The sequence below is a fragment of the Fulvitalea axinellae genome (genome assembly GCF_036492835.1).
In the GTDB taxonomy this organism is placed as follows: Bacteria; Bacteroidota; Bacteroidia; order Cytophagales; family Cyclobacteriaceae; genus Fulvitalea; species Fulvitalea axinellae.
The window spans coordinates 158,076-179,381 of record NZ_AP025319.1; the positions used below are offsets into that span (position 1 = coordinate 158,076).

Here is a 21,306-nt window from a genome sequence, read left to right on the forward strand (position 1 = left end):
AGCGCGTCCGTTTCAACCTGCGCGTACCAAGAAAAGAGATATCGGGAATCATGAGCCCCGAGGCTGTTTCTTGCCCTCATGGTGAGCCATGAGACTCGGTATGATTAAAACCAGTGAACAGGCCCGTCACGAGTTTATAGCCATCGGTGTATCAATCACCCCTCGACGTTTCTTGCTGACATAAAGATGGGAAAAAGCCGTCACTTTATATAAAGTCGAAAATCGATTGTCCGATTGATAGGGGCTGAATCTTTGTTGAAAAGAAAACTACCTAAACGCAAAAAATCCGGCATGTCATATACGCCGGGTCTTCCATTCAATTTTTACCAATACAGCTTTTGCGTTACAGCCAAATGGCCAACGCGCTCGGGGTGAGTTCCCGGCTAGGAAGCCGGAAACAGCCGACGGCAAGCTTAACCAAACGGGGAAACTTAAAAAGGGAAAATAGTGTTTAATGTTAATTTACCCTTTGATTATCAATAATATGTTGTAGACTCAATCGTTTTCGGAAGGTAGTTTATATGAGTTTTCATTTAAATCTAGCTTATGAAAGTGAAAAGTTACAAATGGTGGCCTTTCGTTTTGGGTTTGTTCTTTTTTTCCTGTGATGATACACTTGAAGGAACATTGGAACAACCTTCGGCGAATGCAGGGCTATCGGTTGCGAACCGAACGATTGAGGCGGAGGCTGACTTTTCCGAACGTCAGTATCTTGATGTATCGGAAAGGTTGATTTATGAGATCGCTTATCCAACCACGCACAATTCTTTTAATTACAGCCCAAAATTCAAGTTGCCGAATGTGTATGAAAGCATCACCAAGCAATTGAATGACGGGATACGGGCCATTGAGATCGATTTGCATTATTACAGGCCATGGTATGCGGCTTGGCAGAAGAAGATCAGGGTTTTTCATCAATCAAAGACCAATGGCATTCTGGGGACGCAAAAGCCTCAAGAGATTTTCGACGAACTCAAGGCCTTCTTGAAATCTCACCCTCAAGATTTGTTGTTTGTGAAGTTTGAGAAGACCATCAGCGATGGTGACCTTGACAAGCTATTGGAAGACTCGGGTTTGTTGCCATGGCTTTACAAACGCCCGTCGAACAGGTACCCTAAGCCAGCTGAATTAGTCGCTTCTGGCAAGCGTTTGCTTATCGTTACCGGCGGAGGTAAACACCATTCAAATTGGGGTGGTGGGTCGAATACGGCCTACGGAGTGAAGCCTCGTGACGGACATGTTGCGAAAGTGGGCGTTTCATCATGGATGCCATTCTCAATGGTTTTCTATAGCTTGGATGATGTGTTCGGGACGGGCTCAAAAGGCGATGCCGAGTATTTGAACAATCGCTTCCGGATCGAGGACTTTGCGGATGACTGCTGGAAACAAAACGGCAAGAAGCCATGGCGTGTCATGGTCGATTTTCCTAGCATTGGAGACGTTTACGGCGCTGTGGAGACCATTAACCTTTGGAATATGATAAAAGGTGAGGTGAAGGATGAGGACGGCAATACGCTAAAAAAGGTGGATTGGAAATGTACTTATTCCGCTGGTAACGAGAAAGTGAATACGGATACCTACGGTCAGTTTTCTTTTCCTTTGAAGATTAGCGAAACGGTGACTATTACTCCGGTTTCTGATAAGTATCGATTCGAGCCTTCAAGTTTGACGGTTACGAATATTAGACATAAGGACGTCTATCAGCAATTCAAAGCTATTCGGAAATAGAGCGTGCGAGTCAATAGTTAAAATCAATACCAAATGGGGAGTTGAAGCTCCTCGCTCGGCTAAGTTGGCCGTAACGTAAGGACTATATCAATAAAAGTTGGATGGAAAATCCGGCGTGTATGACATGCCGGATTTTTTGCGTTTAGTGGGTTGGACTTCTTATCCTTTGTTAAAACTATTTTTATGGGGCGCAATAAGAGACTCCAGACAGATTCAAGAAGCGTTGGCAAGGGTTAGAAAGAATCTATAGCAATCTAAGCGTTACTGAAGGGAATATAGCTAAAGTAAGCCCAGAAATACACTTAAGTCATTTTCAGGACGGATCTTAGTGAGATCTTGGGTGTGACGCTGTTTTCTTGTACGTAGAACAAAATTTTTGAAGTCTACGATACGATAAAATACTTTTTAGAGATGCTGGAATACATGTTTGTTACGATAATATATGACATGGTTATTTATGGAAATAAAAGTATATATACATCTTTATGATTTCATATAATTACACTTTATTCGTGCTTTTTTTAATTAAAAAAATAAATATTATTGAATATTGGTGTAAATCATCATAAATTCCACCTCCTTGCCCACATCGTTGTTTTTCTGTAAAAAAATACACGAAATCAGTCTAACTCAAACGCCCCTAAGGTTATAGTGATTTCAGGAATTTATTGCCCCGTAATCTTCTCCAGAAAAGTCCAGATAAGGTTTCTGAGAGTTTTTTTGAAGAGTAAAATACGGCAATAGATTTCTATACCTACTAATAGGAATACCACCTTCATTTCCCATGAAAAAAACAAACCCACACATTCATGTATCGCTAAGGACTACTTGGGCTATTCTGTCGTTTTTAAGTCTGTTTTTCTTCGCCCCCCCCACTAAAGGATTGGCACAATCCGTCCCCAAATTCACCAGCACCCCTGTGACGGAGGTAAACGAGGGGGCCGCTTACCGTTACGAGATAAGCCTGGCCAATGCGAACGTCGCCCAATTGGACCTGGGTGCTTCGACGCTTCCGGATTGGCTAAGCCTTAAGGAGGAGACAAATGTCAGTACCTTTGCGGGATCCGGCGTTGAAGGATTCCGAAACGGGGCCGGACCCACGGCGCAATTCGATGGCCCCACTGGCGTGGCAGTCGATGCCACAGGCAATGTCTACGTGGCGGATTGGGGGAATTACCAGGTAAGAAAGATTAGCAAAAATCCTGATGGAACGATAAACGTCAGCACCTTTGCGGGAACCGGTAATCACGGCTTCCGAAACGGAGCTGGAACCGTGGCGCGATTCAACATCCCCTACGGCGTGGCGGTGGACGCCGCAGGCAATGCCTACGTGTCGGACCAGAATTCTCCCCGTATCCGGAAGGTTATTCAAAACCCTGATGGAACGGTAAATGTCAGCACCTTGGCCGGAACCGGTGATCGGGGCTTCCGAGACGGGCCCGGAACCGTAGCACAATTCAATTATCCCGCTGGTATGGCGGTTGACGCCGCAGGCAATGTCTATGTGGCGGATCAGCATAATCATCGGGTACGGAAGATTATTCAAAACCCTGATGGCACGGTAAGCGTAAGCACCTTTGCTGGAACCGGCGTTTCCGGCTTCCGTAACGGAGCCGGAACCGTGGCGCAATTCAAAAATCCCGTTGGTGTGGCGTTGGACGCCGCAGGCAATGTCTACGTGGCGGATCAGGATAATCATCGGGTACGGAAGATTATCCAAAACCCTGATGGAACGGTAAACGTCAGCACTTTTGCAGGATCCGGTGATAAAGGCTTTCAAGACGGAGCCGGTGCTGTGGTGAAATTCAATGCCCCCAATGGCGTGGCAGTCGATGCCGCAGGCAATGTCTATGTGATGGATAAGTATAATTATCGGGTACGGAAGATTATCCAAAACCCTGATGGAACGGTAAACGTTAGCACTTTTGCGGGATCCGGTAAATATGGCTTTCAAAATGGAGCCGGTGCCGTGGCGAAATTCCGATACTCCACCAGTGTGGCGTTGGACGCCACAGGCAATGTCTACGTGGCGGACCGGGTTAATAACCGCATCCGGAAAGTTGCGTTGCAAGAGGTCGTTTTATCGGGAACCGCAGGCGTGCCTGGAGACTATCCCGTAACCTTAAAACTTAAGGACGGAAAAGGTGGGTATGTAGACCAAACTTTCACGATTAAGGTGAAAGATGTCACGGCGCCTCAAGCCGTATCTTATGCGCCCTCTCCGGGTGGCTCGGGCATAAGTATTCCGAATAAACTAACAATCACTTTCGGCGAGGCCGTACAGACGGGAACCGGAAGCGTATCGATCATAAGAAGTTCTGACGGCGTTATCGCCGAAACCGTCCAGATGAGCGGTATTTCCGTCAACGGAAAAACGGCGACCATCAACTTGACTGCCAACCTAAAGAAAGGCGAAGTCTACTACGTGTTGGTGACGGCGGACGCCTTTGAGGACCTGTCGGGTAATTCCTTCTCCGGGATTTCGGACAAGACGGCCTGGACGTTCGAGACACGGCAAGCGCCCAAATTCACCAGCGTCCCGGTGACGGAGGTGAACGAAAAGGTCGCCTACAGTTATGAGATTGGTTTGGCCAATGCGAGTGCCGGCCAGTTGGACTTGGCGGCTTCGACGCTTCCGGATTGGCTAAGCCTGAAGGAGGAGACAAACGTAAGCACCCTAGCGGGAACCGGGAATTCCGGCTTCCAAGACGGCGACGGAGCAACGGCGAAATTCAGCAGCCCCTTCGGCGTGGCGATTGACTCCAAAGGAAATGTTTATGTGGCGGACTACGTTAATAACCGCATCCGTAAGATCATCCAAAACCCCGACGGCACGGCCAGCGTAAGCACCCTTGCCGGAGGCAGTAAAGGCTTCCGGGACGGGGACGGCGCCACGGCGAAATTCGACCGCCCCACTGGCGTGGCGGTCGACGCCGGGGGCAATATTTATGTGGTGGACAACATTAATAACCGTATTCGTAAGATCGTCCAGAACTCCGACGGAACGGTAAACGTAAGCACCTTGGCGGGAACCGGCGAATACGGCTTCCGGGACGGTGACGGGTCTACGGCGAAATTCCGCAATCCCTTCGGCGTGGTGGTCGACGGCTCAGGGAATGTCTATGTGGCGGACTACGATAATCACCGCATTCGTAAGATTAGCAAGGGCTCCGGAGGAACAATAAACGTGAGTACCCTCGCAGGAAGCGGAGGTGCAGGCTTTCTGGACGGCGACGGAGCGATGGCGAAATTCTACTTCCCCTACGGCGTGGCAGTCGATGCCGAAGGTAATGTCTACGTGGCGGACTTCGATAATAGCCGCATCCGTAAGATCGTCCAAAACCCTGGCGGAACGGTAAGCGTAAGCACCTTGGCCGGAATTGGGACCCCAGGTTTCCAAGACGGGAGTGGCGGCACGGCGAAGTTCAAGAGCCCCACCGGCGTGGCGGTTGATGCCTCTGGTAATGTCTACGTGGCGGACCGGACTAATCACCGCATCCGGAAGATCACCCAAAACTCTGACGGTACGGCAAGCGTTAGCACTCTGGCTGGCACCGGTGCTTTAGATTTCCAAGACGGGGACGGCGCCACGGCGAAATTCTCTTTCCCCACCGGCGTGGCGGTCGATGCCTCTGGTAATGTCTACGTGGCGGACCGGGGTAATAACCGCGTCAGGAAAGTCGCACAAGAAGCCGTTTTATCGGGAACCACGAGCGTTCCCGGAGACTATCCCGTAACCTTAAAACTTAAGGACGGGGAAGGAGGCTATATAGATCAAACTTTCACTATCAAGGTAAAAGACGTCACGGCGCCACAAGCCGTATCTTATGCGCCCTCTCCGGGTAGCTTGGACATAAGTGTTCCGAACAAATTGACAGTCACTTTTGACGAGGATATACGGAAGGGAACGGGAAGCGTATCGGTCATAAGAAGTTCTGACGGCGTTATTGCCGAAACCATCCAGGCGGGTGGTATTTCCATCAACGGAAAAACGGCGACTCTTAGCTTGGCCACCAAACTTAAAAAGGGCGAGGCCTACCATGTGCTGGTGACGGCGGACGCCTTTGAGGACCTGTCGGGTAATTCCTTTGCCGGGATTTCGGACAAGACGGTTTGGTCGTTCGAGACACGGCAAGCGCCCAAATTCACAAGCGTACCGGTAACGGAGGTAAACGAAAAGGTTGCCTACAGTTATGAGATTGGTTTGGCCAATGCGAGCGTTGCCCAGTTGGATCTGGTCGCTTCGACGCTTCCGGATTGGCTAATCCTGCAGGAGAAGGCAAACGTAAGTACCTTGGCTGGAACTGGCGATAAAGGCTTCCAAGACGGGGCCGGGTCCACGGCGAAATTCAACTCCCTCATCGGCGTATCGATAGACGCTTCGGGGGATGTCTACGTGGCGGACTACGATAATCACCGTATCCGGAAGATTAGCCATAACCCCGACGGCACGGTCAGCGTAAGCACCCTTGCCGGAGGCAGTAAAGGTTTCCGGGACGGAGACGGATCCACGGCGAAATTCAACTTCCCTACTGGCGTGGCGATAGGCGCCGATGGTAATGTCTACGTGGCGGAACAGGGGAATAACCGTATTCGGAAGATTACGCAGAACTCTAACGGCACGGTCAGCGTAAGTACCCTTGCGGGAGGCAATAAAGGCTTCCGAGACGGAGATGGATCCACGGCGAAATTCAACTCTCCTATTGGTGTGGCGATAGACGATGAAGGCAATGTCTATGTGGCGGATCAGGGGAATAACCGTATCCGGAAGATCACCCAAAACGGCGACGGGACAGTCAGCGTAAGCACCTTGTCGGGAACCGGCGTTGGAGGCTTCCAAGACGGGGCCGGGTCCACGGCGGAATTTAGCTCCCCTACTGGCGTGGCGATAGGCGTCGAAGGCAATGTCTATGTAGCGGATCAGGGGAATAACCGTATCCGGAAGGTCACCCAAGACGGCGCCGGAACAATCAGCGTAAGCACCTTGGCGGGAACCGGCGTTGGAGGCTTCCAAGACGGGGCCGGGTCCACGGCGGAATTCAGCTCCCCTACTGGCGTGACGATTGACGCCGAAGATAATGTTTATATTGCGGATGCGGGTAATCTCCGTATCCGGAAGATTAGGCAAAACCCTAACGGAACGGCCAGCGTAAGCACGCTGGCGGGGACCGGCGATGTCAGCTTCCAAAACGGGGAAGGATCCGTCGCGAAATTTCGCAACCCCTTTGGCTTAACAGTCAATACAGAAGGTGATGTCTATGTAGTGGATTACTATGATCACCGCGTCCGGAAAATCACGCAAGAAGCCGTCTTGTCCGGAACCCCGAACATGCCCGGAGACTACTCCGTTGTTTTAAAACTTAAGGACGGGGAAGAAGGCTATATAGATCAAACTTTTACGATCAAGGTGAAAGACGTCACGGCGCCACAAGCCGTATCTTACGTGCCCTCTCAGGGTGGATCGGGTATAAGCATTCCGAACAAACTGACGATCACTTTTGACGAGGATATACGGGCGGGAACAGGAAGCGTATCAATCATAAGAAACTCTGACGATGTTATCGCCGAAACTATCCAAGCGGGCGGTTTTTCCGTCAACGGGAAAATGGCGACCATCAATTTGACTGCCAACCTAAAGAAAGGCGAAGTCTACCACGTGTTGGTGACGGCGGGCGCCTTCGAAGACCTATCGGGGAATCCCTTCACCGGGATTTTGGACAAGGCAGTCTGGACGTTCGAAACACGGAAACCGCCCAAATTCACCAGTGTCCCGGCGACGGAGGTAAACGCAGGGACTACTTACCGTTACGAGGCCAGAATTGCCTATGCGGACATTTCTCAGCTGGATATAAGCGCTTCGACACTTCCGGATTGGCTGAGCCTGAAGGGCGAGACAAACGTAAGTACCCTTGCGGGAACTGGCGTTAAAGACTTCCAAGACGGGGACGGAACCACGGCGAAATTCAAACATCCTGCAGACGTAGCGATTGACGCCGAAGGCAATGTCTACGTTGCGGATCGGTCGAATCACCGCATCCGGAAGATAATCCAGAACTCTGATGGCACGGCCAGCGTAAGCACCCTTGCGGGAACCGGCGATAAAGGCTTTCAAGACGGGGCCGGATCCACTGCGCAATTCAACTACCCCACCAGCCTGGCGGTGGACGCCAAAGGTAATATCTATGTGGGAGACCAATTCAATCATCGTGTCCGGAAGATAATCCAGAACTCTGACGGAACAACCAGCGTAAGCACCCTTGCGGGAACCGGTAATAAAGGTTTCCTGAACGGGGAGGGAACCACGGCGAAATTCAACGAAGTTGGAGGTATAGCAGTCGACGCCTCAGGAACAGTCTATGTGGCGGATCAGGGAAATCACCGCATTCGGAAGATAACCCAGAACCCTGACGGCACGGCCAGCGTAAGCACCCTTGCGGGAAGGAATAAAGGTTTCCGGGACGGGGACGGAACCACGGCGAAATTTGACATCCCCTATGGCGTGGCGGTTGACGCCGAAGGTAATGTCTTCGTGGTGGACAGGTCAAATCACCGTATCCGAAAGATTACCCAAAACCCTGATGGAACGGCCAGCGTAAGTACCCTTGCGGGCGCCGTCGATGGAGGCTTCCAAGACGGAGAAGGGCTTACGGCGAGATTCAACTTCCCCAGAGGAGGGGCGTTGGACGCCGAAGGCAATGTTTATGTGGGGGACCGAACGAATCACCGCATACGGAAGATAATCCAGAATCTCGACGGAACGGTAACCGTGAGTACTCTTGCGGGCGCCGGCAAGGGTGGCTTCCAAGATGGGGACGGAGCCACGGCGCAATTCGATGCCCCTTACGGTGTGGAATTAGACGCCGAAAACAATGTTTATGTAGCGGACTTCTGGAACCAACGTATCCGGAAAATAACACAACAAGCCGTTTTGTCCGGAACTACGAGCGTTCTTGGAGACTATCCCGTAACCTTAAAACTTAAGGACGGGGAAGGAGGCTATATAGATCAAACTTTCACTATCAAGGTAAAAGACGCTACGGGACCACAAGCGGTATCTTACACACCCTCTCCGGGCGTATCGGGCATAAGTATTCCGGACAAACTGACAATCGCTTTTAACGAGGATATACAGACGGGAACGGGAAGCGTATCGGTCATAAGAAACTCTGACGGTGTTATTGCCGAAACTATCCAGGCTAGTGGTGTTTTCGTCAACGGGACAACGGCAACCATCAATCTGGCAACCAATCTAGAGAAAGGCGAACCCTACCATGTGCTGGTGACGGCGGACGCCTTTGAGGACCTGTCGGGTAATTCTTTTGCCGGGATTTCGGACAAGACGGTCTGGACATTCGAAACGGTGCAGAAGGCTGTGCCTACAATTAATTTCTCCGATATCCAGAAAACGTACGGAGATACGGACTTCAACCTGTCCGCCACTTCGAATTCAGAAGGTGCCCTCCAGTACAGTATTGTAGGAGACGGTAAAGGCGCCTCACTATCAGGGACTGGCAACAAAACCATAAGCTTGGGGGACGCTGGAACTCTGACCCTGAAAGTGAAAATCGCCGAAAGCGACGATCATTTATCCGGTGAAAAAACTGCCGTCTTGAAAGTGAATAAAAAAGCACTGACCGTGACCCCCGAAGCTGGACAGTCCAAAGTCTACGGGCAAACCGATCCGGAACTGAAGTACACGGCTTTAGGACTCGTGAATGGCGACGCGCTTACCGGTTCGTTGAGAAGGGAATCGGGCGAGAATGCGGGAAGCTACGCTATCAACGCAGGAGACCTGAGCGCCGGAAACAACTACACGGTGAGCTTCGGCGGTGCCGAATTCAAGATCGAAAAGAAGGCTCTGACCGTTACTCCCGAGGCCGGACAGTCCAAAGTCTACGGAGAGGCTGACCCTGAACTGAAGTACACGGCCGTAGGACTCGTGAACGGCGATGCGCTTACCGGTTCGTTGGCAAGGGAAGTGGGCGAGAATACGGGAAGCTACGCTATTAAGGCAGGAGACCTGAGCGCCGGAAACAACTACACGGTGAGCTTCGGCGGTGCCGAATTCAAGATCGAAAAGAAGGCTCTGACCGTTACTCCCGAGGCTGGACAGTCCAAAGTCTACGGGGAGGCTGACCCGGAATTGAAGTACACGGCCGTTGGGCTTGTGAGTGACGATGCGCTTACCGGTTCGTTGGCAAGGGAATCGGGCGAGAATGCGGGAAGCTACGCTATCAACGCAGGAGACCTGAGCGCCGGAAACAACTACACGGTGAGCTTCGGCGGTGCCGAATTCAAGATCGAAAAGAAGGCTCTGACCGTTACTCCCGAAGCCGGACAGTCCAAAGTCTACGGGGAGACTGACCCTGAACTGAAGTACACGGCCGTTGGACTCGTGGAAGGCGATGCGTTCACAGGCGCATTGGCCAGGGAAGGGGGTGAGGACGTAGGAAGCTATGCTATTAGCGCAGGAGATCTGAGCGCTGGAAATAATTATGCAACAAGTTTCGGCACTGCCGAATTCAAGATCGATAAGAAGGCTCTGACCGTTACTCCCGAGGCTGGACAGTCCAAAGTCTACGGGGAGACTGACCCTGAACTGAAATATACGGCTTTAGGGCTTGTGAGTGGCGACAAGATGACGGGCGCATTGGCCAGAGAAGCGGGTGAGGACGTAGGAAGCTATGCTATTAGTGCAGGAGACCTGAGTGCTGGAAACAATTATGCGACAAGCATCGAAACCGCCGAATTCAAGATCGAAAAGAAAGCCTTGACCGTTACTCCCGAAGCTGGACAGTCCAAAGTCTACGGGCAAACCGATCCGGAACTGAAGTACACGGCAGTAGGGCTCGTGAACGGCGACGCGCTTACCGGTTCGTTGGCAAGGGAAGCGGGCGAGAATGCGGGAAGCTACGCTATTAAGGTAGGAAACCTGAGCGCCGGAAACAATTATGTGACGAGCATCGAAACCGCCGAATTCAAGATCGAAAAGAAGGCTCTGACCGTTACTCCCGAGGCTGGACAGTCCAAAGTCTACGGGGAGATTGACCCTGAACTGAAGTACACGACCGTAGGACTCGTGAACGGCGACGCGCTTACCGGTTCGTTGGCAAGGGAAGTAGGCGAGGACGTGGGAAGCTACGCTATTAAGGTAGGAAACCTGAGCGCCGGAAACAATTATGCGACAAGCATCGAAACCGCTGAATTCAAGATCGATAAAAAGGCTCTGAACGTTACTCCCGAGGCTGGACAGTCCAAAGTCTACGGGGAGATTGACCCTAACCTGAAGTACACGGCCGTAGGGCTCGTGAGTGGCGACAAGATAACGGGCGCATTGGCAAGGGAATTGGGCGAGAATGCGGGAAGCTACGCTATTAAGGCAGGAGACCTGAGCGCTGGAAACAACTACACGGTGAGCTTCGGTACCGCCGAATTCAAAATAGAGAAGGCAACGTTGACTTTAAGTGCCGATGACAAAGAAAGATCTTTTGGCGCAAATAATCCCGAACTGACTTTCACTGCTTCGGGCTTCCGTTTTGACGATGGTATGGACCTGCTGAATCCAACTCCTAATTTAAGTACGGATGCCGACAAAAATTCGGAGCCGGGAGAATACACTATCGAACTGTCCGAAACAACGGCCCCCAATTACATGGTGGTTCGGGAACTAGGCACGCTAACCGTCACTTCTGAAGGATATTATCCCGAATTGGATATACCGACTATGATCATACCGAACGGCAACGGCATGAATGACGTATGGGATATCCGAAATACGGAGTTCTACTCGTGGGTGCGGGTTTCGGTGTTTAGCCAACAGGGCGAAATGGTCTATCAAGAAGACCAGTACGGCCCTGACAACCCTTGGGACGGTGACGTTGATGGAGGCGTTTATGTCTTTGTGATCGAAACAAGCCGAGGTAAAGTGTACAAAGGTCAAATCACGGTAAAGAAATAAAATGAAAAAGCATATAATCGTTTTGTGCCTTCTTATGACGGCTGTCTATTTTGGTGTCGACGCCCAGAGTAGGGTTACGTTCCGGCAAGCCTTCCAGACTCCCCATGTGATCAACCCCGCCTTTTCGGGCATAAACCCCTATTGGTCCGTACATGCGAACTACGGGCAGGTGGGAGTGGGCGACGGCCTCACCAACAGCACTTTTCAGGTAGCTGCCAACCTGTCGTTTTCATCTGCTGAGGGCTGGAAGAGGCGGTCTGGGCGCACCGACAGACAGGCCTTTATGAAACGCCATGGCCTGTCCCTGAGCTTGGGACAGCAACGTTTCGGAGAAATCGTCCGCACAATGCCTCAGCTGAGCTATGGCGTGCACATACCCTTGAGCCGAAAAATGATGTTGGCGGCGGGAGCCGGAGGGCTGTACTTTACCGAACGAGTCGACGTGCAACAGTTGTATGTCCGGGATCCCCAGGACCCAGACTATATCGAGTTCCTTAATAATGACGGCAAACGCAAGGAGTACGGGCTTAGAGTGGGCGTGGCGTTGTACGCGTCTAATTATTACGTGGGCTACGCCCTTTCCAGAAGGTTGGTGGCCACGGGGTACGAGCTTCAAAGGGAGAGGGACTTGGACGAGCACATCATTTCGGCGGGTTACCGACAAGCGTTGAACGAGGATTTCCAATGGCTCTCATCCACTGTCCTGCGTATAGATGACGAAGCGGATTTTCAACCCTCGTTCTCTTCCCAAATCCAGTATCGGAGGACGTTCCGGGCCGGGTTGCTCTACAGCCACGACGAGGCATTGACTTTCTTGACGGGTTTGACCTACAAAGACAAGTACCGGATTGACATGACTCTGTCGAGGCCAATGAAGACGGAATACAACTTCACACAAAACAAATCAATGGTTGAGGTGGCGCTTAGCATATTCTTCAAAAGACGTTCAGGACAGCAGAGGCATTTTTGGTAGGTGTTAGGATTTAGTTTATCCGGTGATGAAAAAGTAACAGTACGCTGTGACGTTTGCTAATTGTTATTGATTTATTTATCATTTGATATGGATCCACTTATCCGATATAGGTAGAGACAGGGTATGCCCTGTCTCTACATGATAAACGCAAAGCCTAAAAACTCAATTCAAGATCACCCCTCAAACCAAGTTGAAAGGTCAATATCGCCATCTACAAACTGATCCATCTTGGCTACGAAATCCTGAAGGTGAGTGTTATTCATGTGTTTCTGCCAAAGGTCATGGCTCGTCCAGTTTTCATAAAACATAAATTCGCCTTCGTTGTCCGTATTCACGTGAAGACGATATTCAAGGCACCCTTCCTCTTTTAATGTGATAGGAATCAATGCTTCAAGGGCTTTTCTCGTTTCTGATTCTTTACCCTTTTGCGCTTTAAGTTTGGCTACAATCGTTAATTTTTTCATGATGACAGTTATTTGATTTTTTGAATGTTACAAAGGTATACGACCTTAGGTCATAGATTGACGTATATAAATTGGCTTGGTATGTATATAAAAAGGTTTGTGGCCGTTACTCTTTATGAATAAGAAAGGAAAAGGCTAATATTGTTTCAATATTACATCATAAAGTAGCGAGCGATGGATACCGAACACACCTTTGAGCCTTTTGAGATACACGTACAGGAACTAGACACATGGACTAAGCGACCGCACCGACATAATTTTTTTGAATTGGTTTATATCGACAAAGGGAGGGGGGAACAATGTATCAATGACAAAACTTTCGAATACAAAGAGGGGAACGTTTTCTTGCTTCCGCCATTGGATTGTCATTCGTTTAAAATACACGAGAAGACGACTTTCTATTTTATCCGCTTCACTGATTTATACTTTTCGAAAGAAGCTCTTAGAGGGAATTATAACGAATGGTTCAAAAAGCTCAGTTACATACTTTCAAACTATAACAAAGTGGCTGGCGATGTGATCAAAACGCGTTCTTGTCTTGAAAGGCAGTTACTCGTGAGCCTTATAAAACAAACCTACCAGGAATACCTTAGCAAAGACAGTTATTCGGCTGTCATTATTGAGAGTCTGATGGTTACGATTTTGAATATTTTGGCCCGAAACATCGAAAAGAAATACATTGACGAAGGGCATTCTGAAGATCACCGTTTCGGTGAAATCATACGATATATTCAGAACAATATCTATGATAAACACAAAATAAGCGTTGATCATTTGGCCGATCATTTTCACATTTCTCCAACATATTTCAGCGAATACTTCCGTAAGCATTCACCGCATACCTTTCAAGAATATGTGATGAAATCGAAATTAAAACTAGCGGAAAGCTACATCCGGCACAGTGAATACACAATCAAAGAAGTCGCTTATATTCTTGGCTTTACAGACGCCAGTCACTTGTCAAGAGCTTTCAAAAAGAACTATGGCATGACAATACAGGAATTCAAATCAGGCAAGCAACCATTTTGCGATAATTAGAAAAGGACGGGCTACCCCTTTGCGTCGATTTTTTTAATTAATGATCATGCTCATCACCCTCTTCCTCAATAAGGATCTGGGAGACGTGTTCCGCTATGTTGCCACTCTTGTCCAATACTGAAATGTGCAGGTGGTATTCGCCGTGCTTTACTTCGGCGGGAATCATTATTTCGATTTTGTCTTTTTTCCAATCAAGGTTATGAGTCGTACCGCTGATCTGCACGACCTTGTTTAGGTTATATGGGTCTTCGTGGCCTTCTGAATATTGGCGGAGATTTATTGTGTTTTGGACTAGGCTGTGGGAATGTGAGTGGCCGTCGCCCGCATAGTGAATGTCAACTTTGTAGCTTGCCAAGCCCTTGTTGTCTGTGAACTTGGCTTTGAGGTTGATGGACCCTCGGCCGTTTTCGGTTTCTTAGCAGGATGCGTTGGCCATTTGGCCGTAACCCCAAGGCAGTATTAGAGAAAGAGATGGAAAATCCAGTGCGTTAGGCATGTCGGATTTTTTGCGTTATCCTAGGGCGATGCCTTAGGTTGGTGAATGTAGGACCTTTGGCCTATGAAATTTGTGGCGATTAAATCGGTTTGGAGCTTGCCGGTGGATGTAAAGTATATGTTTTTTTGTGTAGTTTAGGAAGCAAAAAGATTGGTCGATAAATTTATTTTTCAAGTTATAAATGACATTATGAAAAAAGATGTTGTAAAGGTAAGTTTTTCAGAGCTCCGATCCGCCTATGAAGAAGTTATCTCTTTTGTAAGTTATTATAGTTGTATGGACGTCCCTCATACACAGGAAACAAGATTAGAAAAAGACTTGTGTTTTTCAGGGTTAGATAGTTTTTCATTACTTGAGATGTTTTCAAAAAAATTTAATGTAAGCTTTGACGGAGTGGATCTTGATAAGTACTTAATGCCTGAATTTGGTGGATCCAGAGGGTGTTTTCGTCTTTTATTATTTCCTGTTTTTTTGCCATACGCTATTGTCAAATACATAATTGGGCTTTTTGTATCACTATTCTCTGAAAAATTATCGACGCATATCAGATTATATGATATTCCTATTTTCAGAATAGCTGACAGGAAGGATATTTCATTGGGAGATCTGACAACTTCAGTACTATTGAAGAAGTTCACTGAGAGAGAGAATATAGTATTCGTAATTGGCTAAAAAAATCCCTGGTTTGGTTAAGATTTTATCCGTCCGTTCCAAGCCTAGAGGCTTGAAACGGCTGGCTATTAAACGAGTGGGGTGAGTCCATCTCCTTATGAGGGTTGTGCAGTTATTTTGCTTCTCGGATGACAGTGAAGCCTATTCCTCGTCCTTATTTCGACTTACTTTCAATACAATTTTCCCAATATGTTTTTTAGCTAAAAAAGCTTTTTGTGCATCAACTATTTCCTCAAGTGAAAATATATTGCTCACCAATGGCTTGATGTTTCCGCTCTCAATATGGCTAACTAAGTTTGAGAATACATTTTTCTCCAAAACTGTACACCCAAAAAAACTCAAATCCTTAAGATAAAGCCTTCTCACGTCCAATTCAACATGAGGCCCTGCGATTGCTCCTGCGACTACATATCTGCCAAACGGCTTGAGTGCTTCTATCAATTCTGGAAATTGTTTTCCCGCAGCTAAATCAATTACCACATCAATACGATCTACCCCTAGGGTTGATACAATACTTTTATCTCTTAACAGGACTTCGTCTGCTCCAAGATTTAGAATATCGCTTACTTTTGATTCGCTTGTTATACCAATCACTTTTGCCCCTCGCGCTTTTGCCAATTGTACAGCCGCGGAACCTACACCTCCAGATGCCCCCGTTATTAGTACGGTATCTTTTTTGCCGACATTAGCTCTTGTCAGCATATTTTCAGCCGTTGAATATGAACATGGAAATGATGCCAATTCAACATCTTTTAGCTTACTATTGATTTTATACGCATGTTCGCTATCAACGACGGTGTACTCTGCAAATCCACCATTGCACTCGGATCCAAAATACCACGATTGGGGCAAGGTCTCTCCTTTTGCTCTTCTTAAACAGGGTTCTATCAATACCCTCTCATTCAGACGGTCCTCTTTAACATCTTTACCAACCGCAACTATCCGACCGCATACATCCGCTCCTTGAATTCTTGGGAATTCAATTGCGTTTCCTGACCAAGTGGCGTCCTCACTATCATTACCTGATTTGGAATACCAAGCTAACCGAGTATTTATATCCGTATTATTTATTGCGGCGGCACCGACTTTTATTAAAACTTCCGTTGGTCCGGGACTTGGGACTGGAATATCTTCACGTATTTCTAATACGTCAAACGATCCGTGTCCATTCAAATATACCCCGCGCATTTTCTCTGGTATTATACTCATATTTTGATTGCTATTTTTTAATCTTATGCTATAACATATCAATAACAGGAATTCCTGCTATTTTCTATGCGCAAAGATACCTTGGTTGTTTAAGAAAAGGATCTATAGCACAAAAAAACGAAGCGCTCAACCCCAAGATAAGGGGTTGGGTGAATTATTACAGACGTTTCAGCAAGATCGCTATAACCCGTTCATGGGTTTTTGGAATTCATATGGTCTCATGGCTTTTCCATCGAGGGCGCGCGCCATGAAAACAAGTATCTTTTTTCTTGGCACTTGCAGAGAGATTTTTCTTTTGCGCCATATTAATGATCATGCTCATCACCCTCTTCCTCGATAAGGATCTGGGAGACGTGTTCCGCTATGTTACCGCTTTGGTCCAATACTGAAATGTGCAGGTGGTATTCGCCGTGCTTTACTTCGGCGGGAATCATTATTTCGATTTTGTCTTTTTTCCAATCAAGGTTATGAGTCGTACCGCTGATCTGCACGATTTTGTTTAGGTTATATGGGTCTTCGTCTCCTTCTGAATATTGGCGGAGGTTTATTGTGTTTTGGGCTAGGCCGTGGGAATGTGAGTGGCCGTCGCCCGCATAGTGAATGTCCACTTTGTAGCTTGCCAAGCCCTCGTTGTCTGTGAACTTGGCTTTGAGGTTGATGGCCTCGCCCGTGTGGAGTACCTGCAAGGTGTGTCCTTCGAAGGTTTCGGTAATATCACTGGCGATTACGTCGCTGATCACCGGTTTGGTGAAATCGTCGTCGGAATCGCTGGAGCATGACTGTGCCGTAATTCCTGCGAAAAGGAGGAAGTAGAGAATCGTCTTTTTCATTATTGGTTATGTTTCCCGAAAAGGAGGTTTCGGACAATGTGAGTTTTATTCCTTTTGTGTCTGCTTTTTTATGCAGACAGGAAATGCCCGACCACTAAGTGTCGGTGTGGGGATTGATTATTCTGGATATCCTTATGCATTTCGACATAATTATTGGCATTTAAAAGACGACATCCCGAAACCATAAACAGCTTGCTTAATAACTAGCTCCGGTGTTACTTTTTCAGATGAAAAAGTAACCAAAAAATCTTCTAAATACGGCTACAAATTTTTCTTCCATCCAAAAGCATTGCGGTTATGGAAGAAAAATAAAGGCCTGAAATTAGTTTTTTGGAACGCATTGGATTCAATAATCTCATAGCCTATGAGACGAATAAAACAAGGGTGATTTTTTTCAGGTGTATAGTTTGGTATAGGATCGGTGTTTCTACCTATGGTTGCACCTGATAGGAGGAGTGGGGATCTGAAAAATATGGGACTTCGTTTTTACACAAAGTCCCTTTCGATTGTTAATTCTTCTCAGTGATCGTGGTCTTCGCCTTCTTCCTCAATGAGGATTTGAGAGATATGCTCGGCTGAGTTTCCACTTTCATCCAATACCGAAATGATCAGGTGGTATTCGCCATGCTTTACTTCGGCTGGGATAACCACTTCTATCTTGTCCTTTTTCCAGTCAAGATTATGTACCGTACCGCTGATCTGTACAATCTTGTTCAGTTTATAAGGATCCTCTACAGAAGCCATACGGAGACTTCCGGTGTTTTGGGCCACGCTATGGCTGTGGTCATGCCCTTCGGCGAAGTGAATGTCCACTTTGTAGCTCGCTAGGCCTTCGTTGTCAGTAAACTTGGCTTTGAGGTTGATGGCCTCGCCTGTGTGGAGTACCTGAAGGGTTTCACCTTCTACGGTTTCTGTGATGTCGCTGGCAACCACGTCGCTGATAACGGGTTTTGTAGAGTCATCATCTGAGTCGCTGGAGCAAGACTGAGCAGTTATTCCGGCGAAAATCAAGAAATAGAGAATGGTCTTTTTCATTTCTAATCGTATTTCCGAAGCTGTTATTCGGGTTGTGGTGAATGTTTCTTTTTATGTTAATCTTATTCCCTGTGTCTTATGGAGCTTGGAAGCTCCCTTTAGGTACAGACACAAGGCTGGAGCCTTGCGTCGGCATATGCTTTTCTGTGTTACCAGTTTAGGTACTATTTACTTTTTACTCTATTGTATTCAAAATCAATAAGAAGCCAATCGCCACTCTAGCTTGATCTGGAAGTTTCGGCCCTGTTCGGGAAGTTCCAGTATACGGTAGCGACTCAGGTGTTTCATATAGTTAGTGTCGAGCAAGTTGTTGGCGTTGAACGACAGCCTGACGTCGTGATGGCGGAGCTTAAGCGTAGTGCCCATATAGGCGTCCAAGAGGGTGAAACCTTCGGTAGCCGGTTCGTTGCGGTCGACTCTGTCTTGGTCGGTTGCCAGTGTGTAATTCAGACCCACATAGGGTTTTATTTTTGAAGAAACCGGATGGCGGTACTCCACTCCCAACATACCCGAAAGAGGCGGAGTAAACGGTAGCGGTCTGTTATCGTCCAAGTTTTGGGCGTAAACGTAATCCGCCGAAACGGTTGTGTTGAACCGCTCGGACCATTCGATGTCGGCTTGAACTTCGAAGCCGGTATGCAAGGCCTTGTTTGACTTGTATCTGTATATCTGTCCGGCGCCGGAAATGTCAGAGAACTCGCCGGTCGGGCTTAGGTAATTGAAATTGTCAAAGTAATTGAGGAACAGGTCCGTGTGTACGGACAGGATACCTTTTTGGAAACCGACGGAGAGGTCGGATTGGTAACCCGTTTCGGGGTCCAGCGTGGCGTCGCCTTGGATATAGCGGAACGTACCGTGGTGAACCCCGTTGGCGAAGAGTTCGGCGGGGTTGGGGAAGCGGTAAGACCTTCCTACGTTTAGCGCCAAGTCCCAATCGCCTTCGGTATAGCGTGCGCCTATGCTGGCTGCTACTCCAAAATATGTGTTTTCAGTGTCTTTGGCCCGCTTCCAGTATTGGTCGGGCTGGACTGGGTCGTAGTACAGCGTGTCAGTGTATTCGTACGCTTCGATGGAGGCGAAGTCGGTCCTTACGCCACCCGAAAGTGTCCATGATTCGGCCAGGTCTTTTTCCATCAGCCAATAAGCTCCCGCCTCGTATTTCCGGTATTCCGGAATCAGGAATTCGAAGCCGTCTCGCTCGTTATGTTGGGCCGAAAGGTCAACGCCAACGGTGTGTCTGAGGCCCTCGCCGGTGGTTTTGGCCGTTAATTCCCCGCTGTAAGTTTGCAGAATCAGGCCGTTGGCCAAAGGATCTGTTAAGGTAACCGGGCGCCCGTGCGACATAGGTTTGGATTCTTCCCTACGGCGGTTGCGCTGATAGGCTACGGTGCCGGTAATCTCCAAGCCGGGAAGGTTATATTCTCCGTTTACCGATACCTGCGTGTGGCGGTTGCGTTGGCGTGGCACGTCCGGATAACGGCTTTCTTTGGCATAACCGTCGAGCATACGCCCGCTCGGCGTTCCTACGGCGCCCGGGAAAAGGCCCATAGTTTGCTGATAGTCCGATATTTTCAGTTCGATTTCTCCTTTGTCAAAATGCTTTCCGAAGGTGGACGAGAAGCTTTTTTCCTCGCCGGAAGTATTGGCCAATACGCCGTCTTCCAGCTTGTAAACGTATCCGAGATAGTGGTACTCGTCGGCAGGTACTCTGTAGTTGCCGAAGGAGTGGTACGATACGTTAATATCAGTATAGAAGTCCGCTTGGTGAGTGGCGACGTTTGCCGACATTCCCAACGAACGGTTATTGCTTCGGTATACGGTCGATACGCCGGCGGTTGTCTTGCCGGCCGGAGGTGGTTCTTTGGCTTTGATATTCACCACGCCGCCTATTCCGTCGGAACCGTAGCGGAAAGCCACCGGACCTTTGACTATCTCCACTTCGCCTACGGCATTAGGATCTATCTGCACGCCGTGGTCATTTCCCCATTGGTGGTCTTCGCGTTTTACGCCATCAGTATTCAGCACGATCCGGTCGCCGGACATTCCGCGTATCACGGGTTTGCTTATGCCCACGCCCACGTTCATAGTCCCTACACCCGCCACTTTCTCTGTCAGTTCGAAGAGCGTGTTGCCGGCGTGTCTGCCCAAGTCTTCGGCGCTGGTGATTTGCGCTCCAAAGGTACTTCCCACATCATGCTCCCTTTCGCCCTTTACGGTCACTTCTCCCAATTCCAGCAAAGAGGGTTGCATCCTTACGGTTATTTCGCCTGTGGATTTAGATCCTTTGGTTTGGAGAATCGTGTCGGCGTAACCGACCATTTTGAAGTATAAAGCGCTGTTGTTTTTTGGAAAGCTGATCCGAAAACGTCCGCCGTGATCCGTTACCGCCTTGGCATCCATACTTTTCGTAAAGACGAATACACCTTCAAGCGCTTTGCCATCGGTGGAGTCCAGAACGCGACCTTTGAGCGTAACGTTTTGAGCTATGGCCGGAATGGAGAGGAGTAAGAGAAATACGTACGTTATTATCGGTTTTATCATGTCGTGCTTATGAAACTATGTTGCAAATATAACGAGATGCAATAGTGTTGCAAATAATTCCAAAGAATAAATAGTAAAAGATTTTGTGGGAGGAGGGGGCGTTTCTAAAGCCGAATCGTTTACGGAAAGGTCATGAGCACTCATAAATGCAGCCGACTTTTAAAAAACTCCTTGATAAGATTCAAAAGGTGCTTTCAATCAGGCAATAGACCTCCGCCAAGATAATAATGAGGCCGTTGGTAAGAATGGATCTATAAGTAAGGAGGAAATTTTTTATTCTGGTAAAGAGTACACACTAATAAAAGTGCGGAAGGGACGTGCGTACGTCGGCGTTTATCAAATTTTATACATCTTAATCGGGA

Annotated in this window: 12 protein-coding genes; 6 read left to right on the forward strand and 6 right to left on the reverse strand. The window is 48.3% G+C overall.

All coding sequences use genetic code 11. The features are described 5' to 3' along the window. The first annotated feature begins 546 nt into the window (after window positions 1-546). The 3 genes from AABK39_RS24950 to AABK39_RS24960 all read left to right on the forward strand — a co-directional run bounded on the left by AABK39_RS24950 (window position 547) and on the right by AABK39_RS24960 (window position 12,659). On the forward strand, window positions 547-1,728 hold the full coding sequence (locus AABK39_RS24950) for a PI-PLC domain-containing protein (protein ID WP_338395764.1): 1,182 nt from the start codon (window positions 547-549) through the stop codon (window positions 1,726-1,728). 784 nt (window positions 1,729-2,512) lie between these two features. Then, on the forward strand, window positions 2,513-11,686 hold the full coding sequence (locus AABK39_RS24955; RefSeq protein ID WP_338395765.1) for an MBG domain-containing protein: 9,174 nt from the start codon (window positions 2,513-2,515) through the stop codon (window positions 11,684-11,686). A 1-nt stretch (window position 11,687) separates the two neighbouring features. Then, window positions 11,688-12,659, forward strand: coding sequence for a PorP/SprF family type IX secretion system membrane protein (locus tag AABK39_RS24960; RefSeq protein WP_338395766.1), 972 nt, complete (start codon window positions 11,688-11,690; stop codon window positions 12,657-12,659). Window positions 12,660-12,832: 173 nt separating this feature from the next. Here AABK39_RS24960 and AABK39_RS24965 read toward each other — a convergent pair whose 3' ends face one another. After that, the gene (locus tag AABK39_RS24965) at window positions 12,833-13,123 is read right to left on the reverse strand and encodes a putative quinol monooxygenase (RefSeq protein WP_338395767.1); all 291 of its coding nucleotides are present in this window, start codon (window positions 13,121-13,123) and stop codon (window positions 12,833-12,835) included. Window positions 13,124-13,297: 174 nt separating this feature from the next. Here AABK39_RS24965 and AABK39_RS24970 point away from each other — a divergent pair, with 174 nt between their 5' ends. After that, window positions 13,298-14,161, forward strand: coding sequence for an AraC family transcriptional regulator (locus AABK39_RS24970; protein ID WP_338395768.1), 864 nt, complete (start codon window positions 13,298-13,300; stop codon window positions 14,159-14,161). A gap of 37 nt (window positions 14,162-14,198) precedes the next feature. On the opposite strand, the gene AABK39_RS24975 is transcribed toward AABK39_RS24970, so the two are convergent. Then, window positions 14,199-14,552: a DUF4625 domain-containing protein gene (locus AABK39_RS24975; RefSeq protein ID WP_338395908.1), complete on the reverse strand. Its 354-nt coding sequence runs from the start codon at window positions 14,550-14,552 to the stop codon at window positions 14,199-14,201. Window positions 14,553-14,846: 294 nt separating this feature from the next. Between AABK39_RS24975 and AABK39_RS24980 the strand changes: the two genes are divergently transcribed. Next, a complete protein-coding gene (locus AABK39_RS24980) occupies window positions 14,847-15,329 on the forward strand; it encodes a DUF1493 family protein (protein WP_338395769.1) in 483 nt (160 codons plus the stop codon). A 141-nt stretch (window positions 15,330-15,470) separates the two neighbouring features. Here AABK39_RS24980 and AABK39_RS24985 read toward each other — a convergent pair whose 3' ends face one another. Beyond that, window positions 15,471-16,538, reverse strand: coding sequence for an alcohol dehydrogenase family protein (locus AABK39_RS24985; RefSeq protein WP_338395770.1), 1,068 nt, complete (start codon window positions 16,536-16,538; stop codon window positions 15,471-15,473). Between AABK39_RS24985 and AABK39_RS27815 the strand changes: the two genes are divergently transcribed. Next, the gene (locus AABK39_RS27815; RefSeq protein ID WP_421825176.1) at window positions 16,445-16,789 is read left to right on the forward strand and encodes a group II intron maturase-specific domain-containing protein; all 345 of its coding nucleotides are present in this window, start codon (window positions 16,445-16,447) and stop codon (window positions 16,787-16,789) included. The genes AABK39_RS24985 and AABK39_RS27815 overlap by 94 nt on opposite strands. A gap of 54 nt (window positions 16,790-16,843) precedes the next feature. Here AABK39_RS27815 and AABK39_RS24990 read toward each other — a convergent pair whose 3' ends face one another. The 3 genes from AABK39_RS24990 to AABK39_RS25000 form a co-directional block, all read right to left on the reverse strand. Beyond that, complete coding sequence (locus tag AABK39_RS24990) at window positions 16,844-17,368, reverse strand: DUF4625 domain-containing protein (RefSeq protein ID WP_338395771.1); 525 nt, start codon at window positions 17,366-17,368, stop codon at window positions 16,844-16,846. A gap of 519 nt (window positions 17,369-17,887) precedes the next feature. Next, window positions 17,888-18,403, reverse strand: a complete 516-nt coding sequence (locus AABK39_RS24995) for a DUF4625 domain-containing protein (protein ID WP_338395772.1) — start codon at window positions 18,401-18,403, stop codon at window positions 17,888-17,890. Between the two features lie 195 nt (window positions 18,404-18,598). Further along, window positions 18,599-20,944, reverse strand: coding sequence for a TonB-dependent receptor (locus tag AABK39_RS25000; RefSeq protein WP_338395773.1), 2,346 nt, complete (start codon window positions 20,942-20,944; stop codon window positions 18,599-18,601). Window positions 20,945-21,306 lie beyond the last annotated feature (362 nt).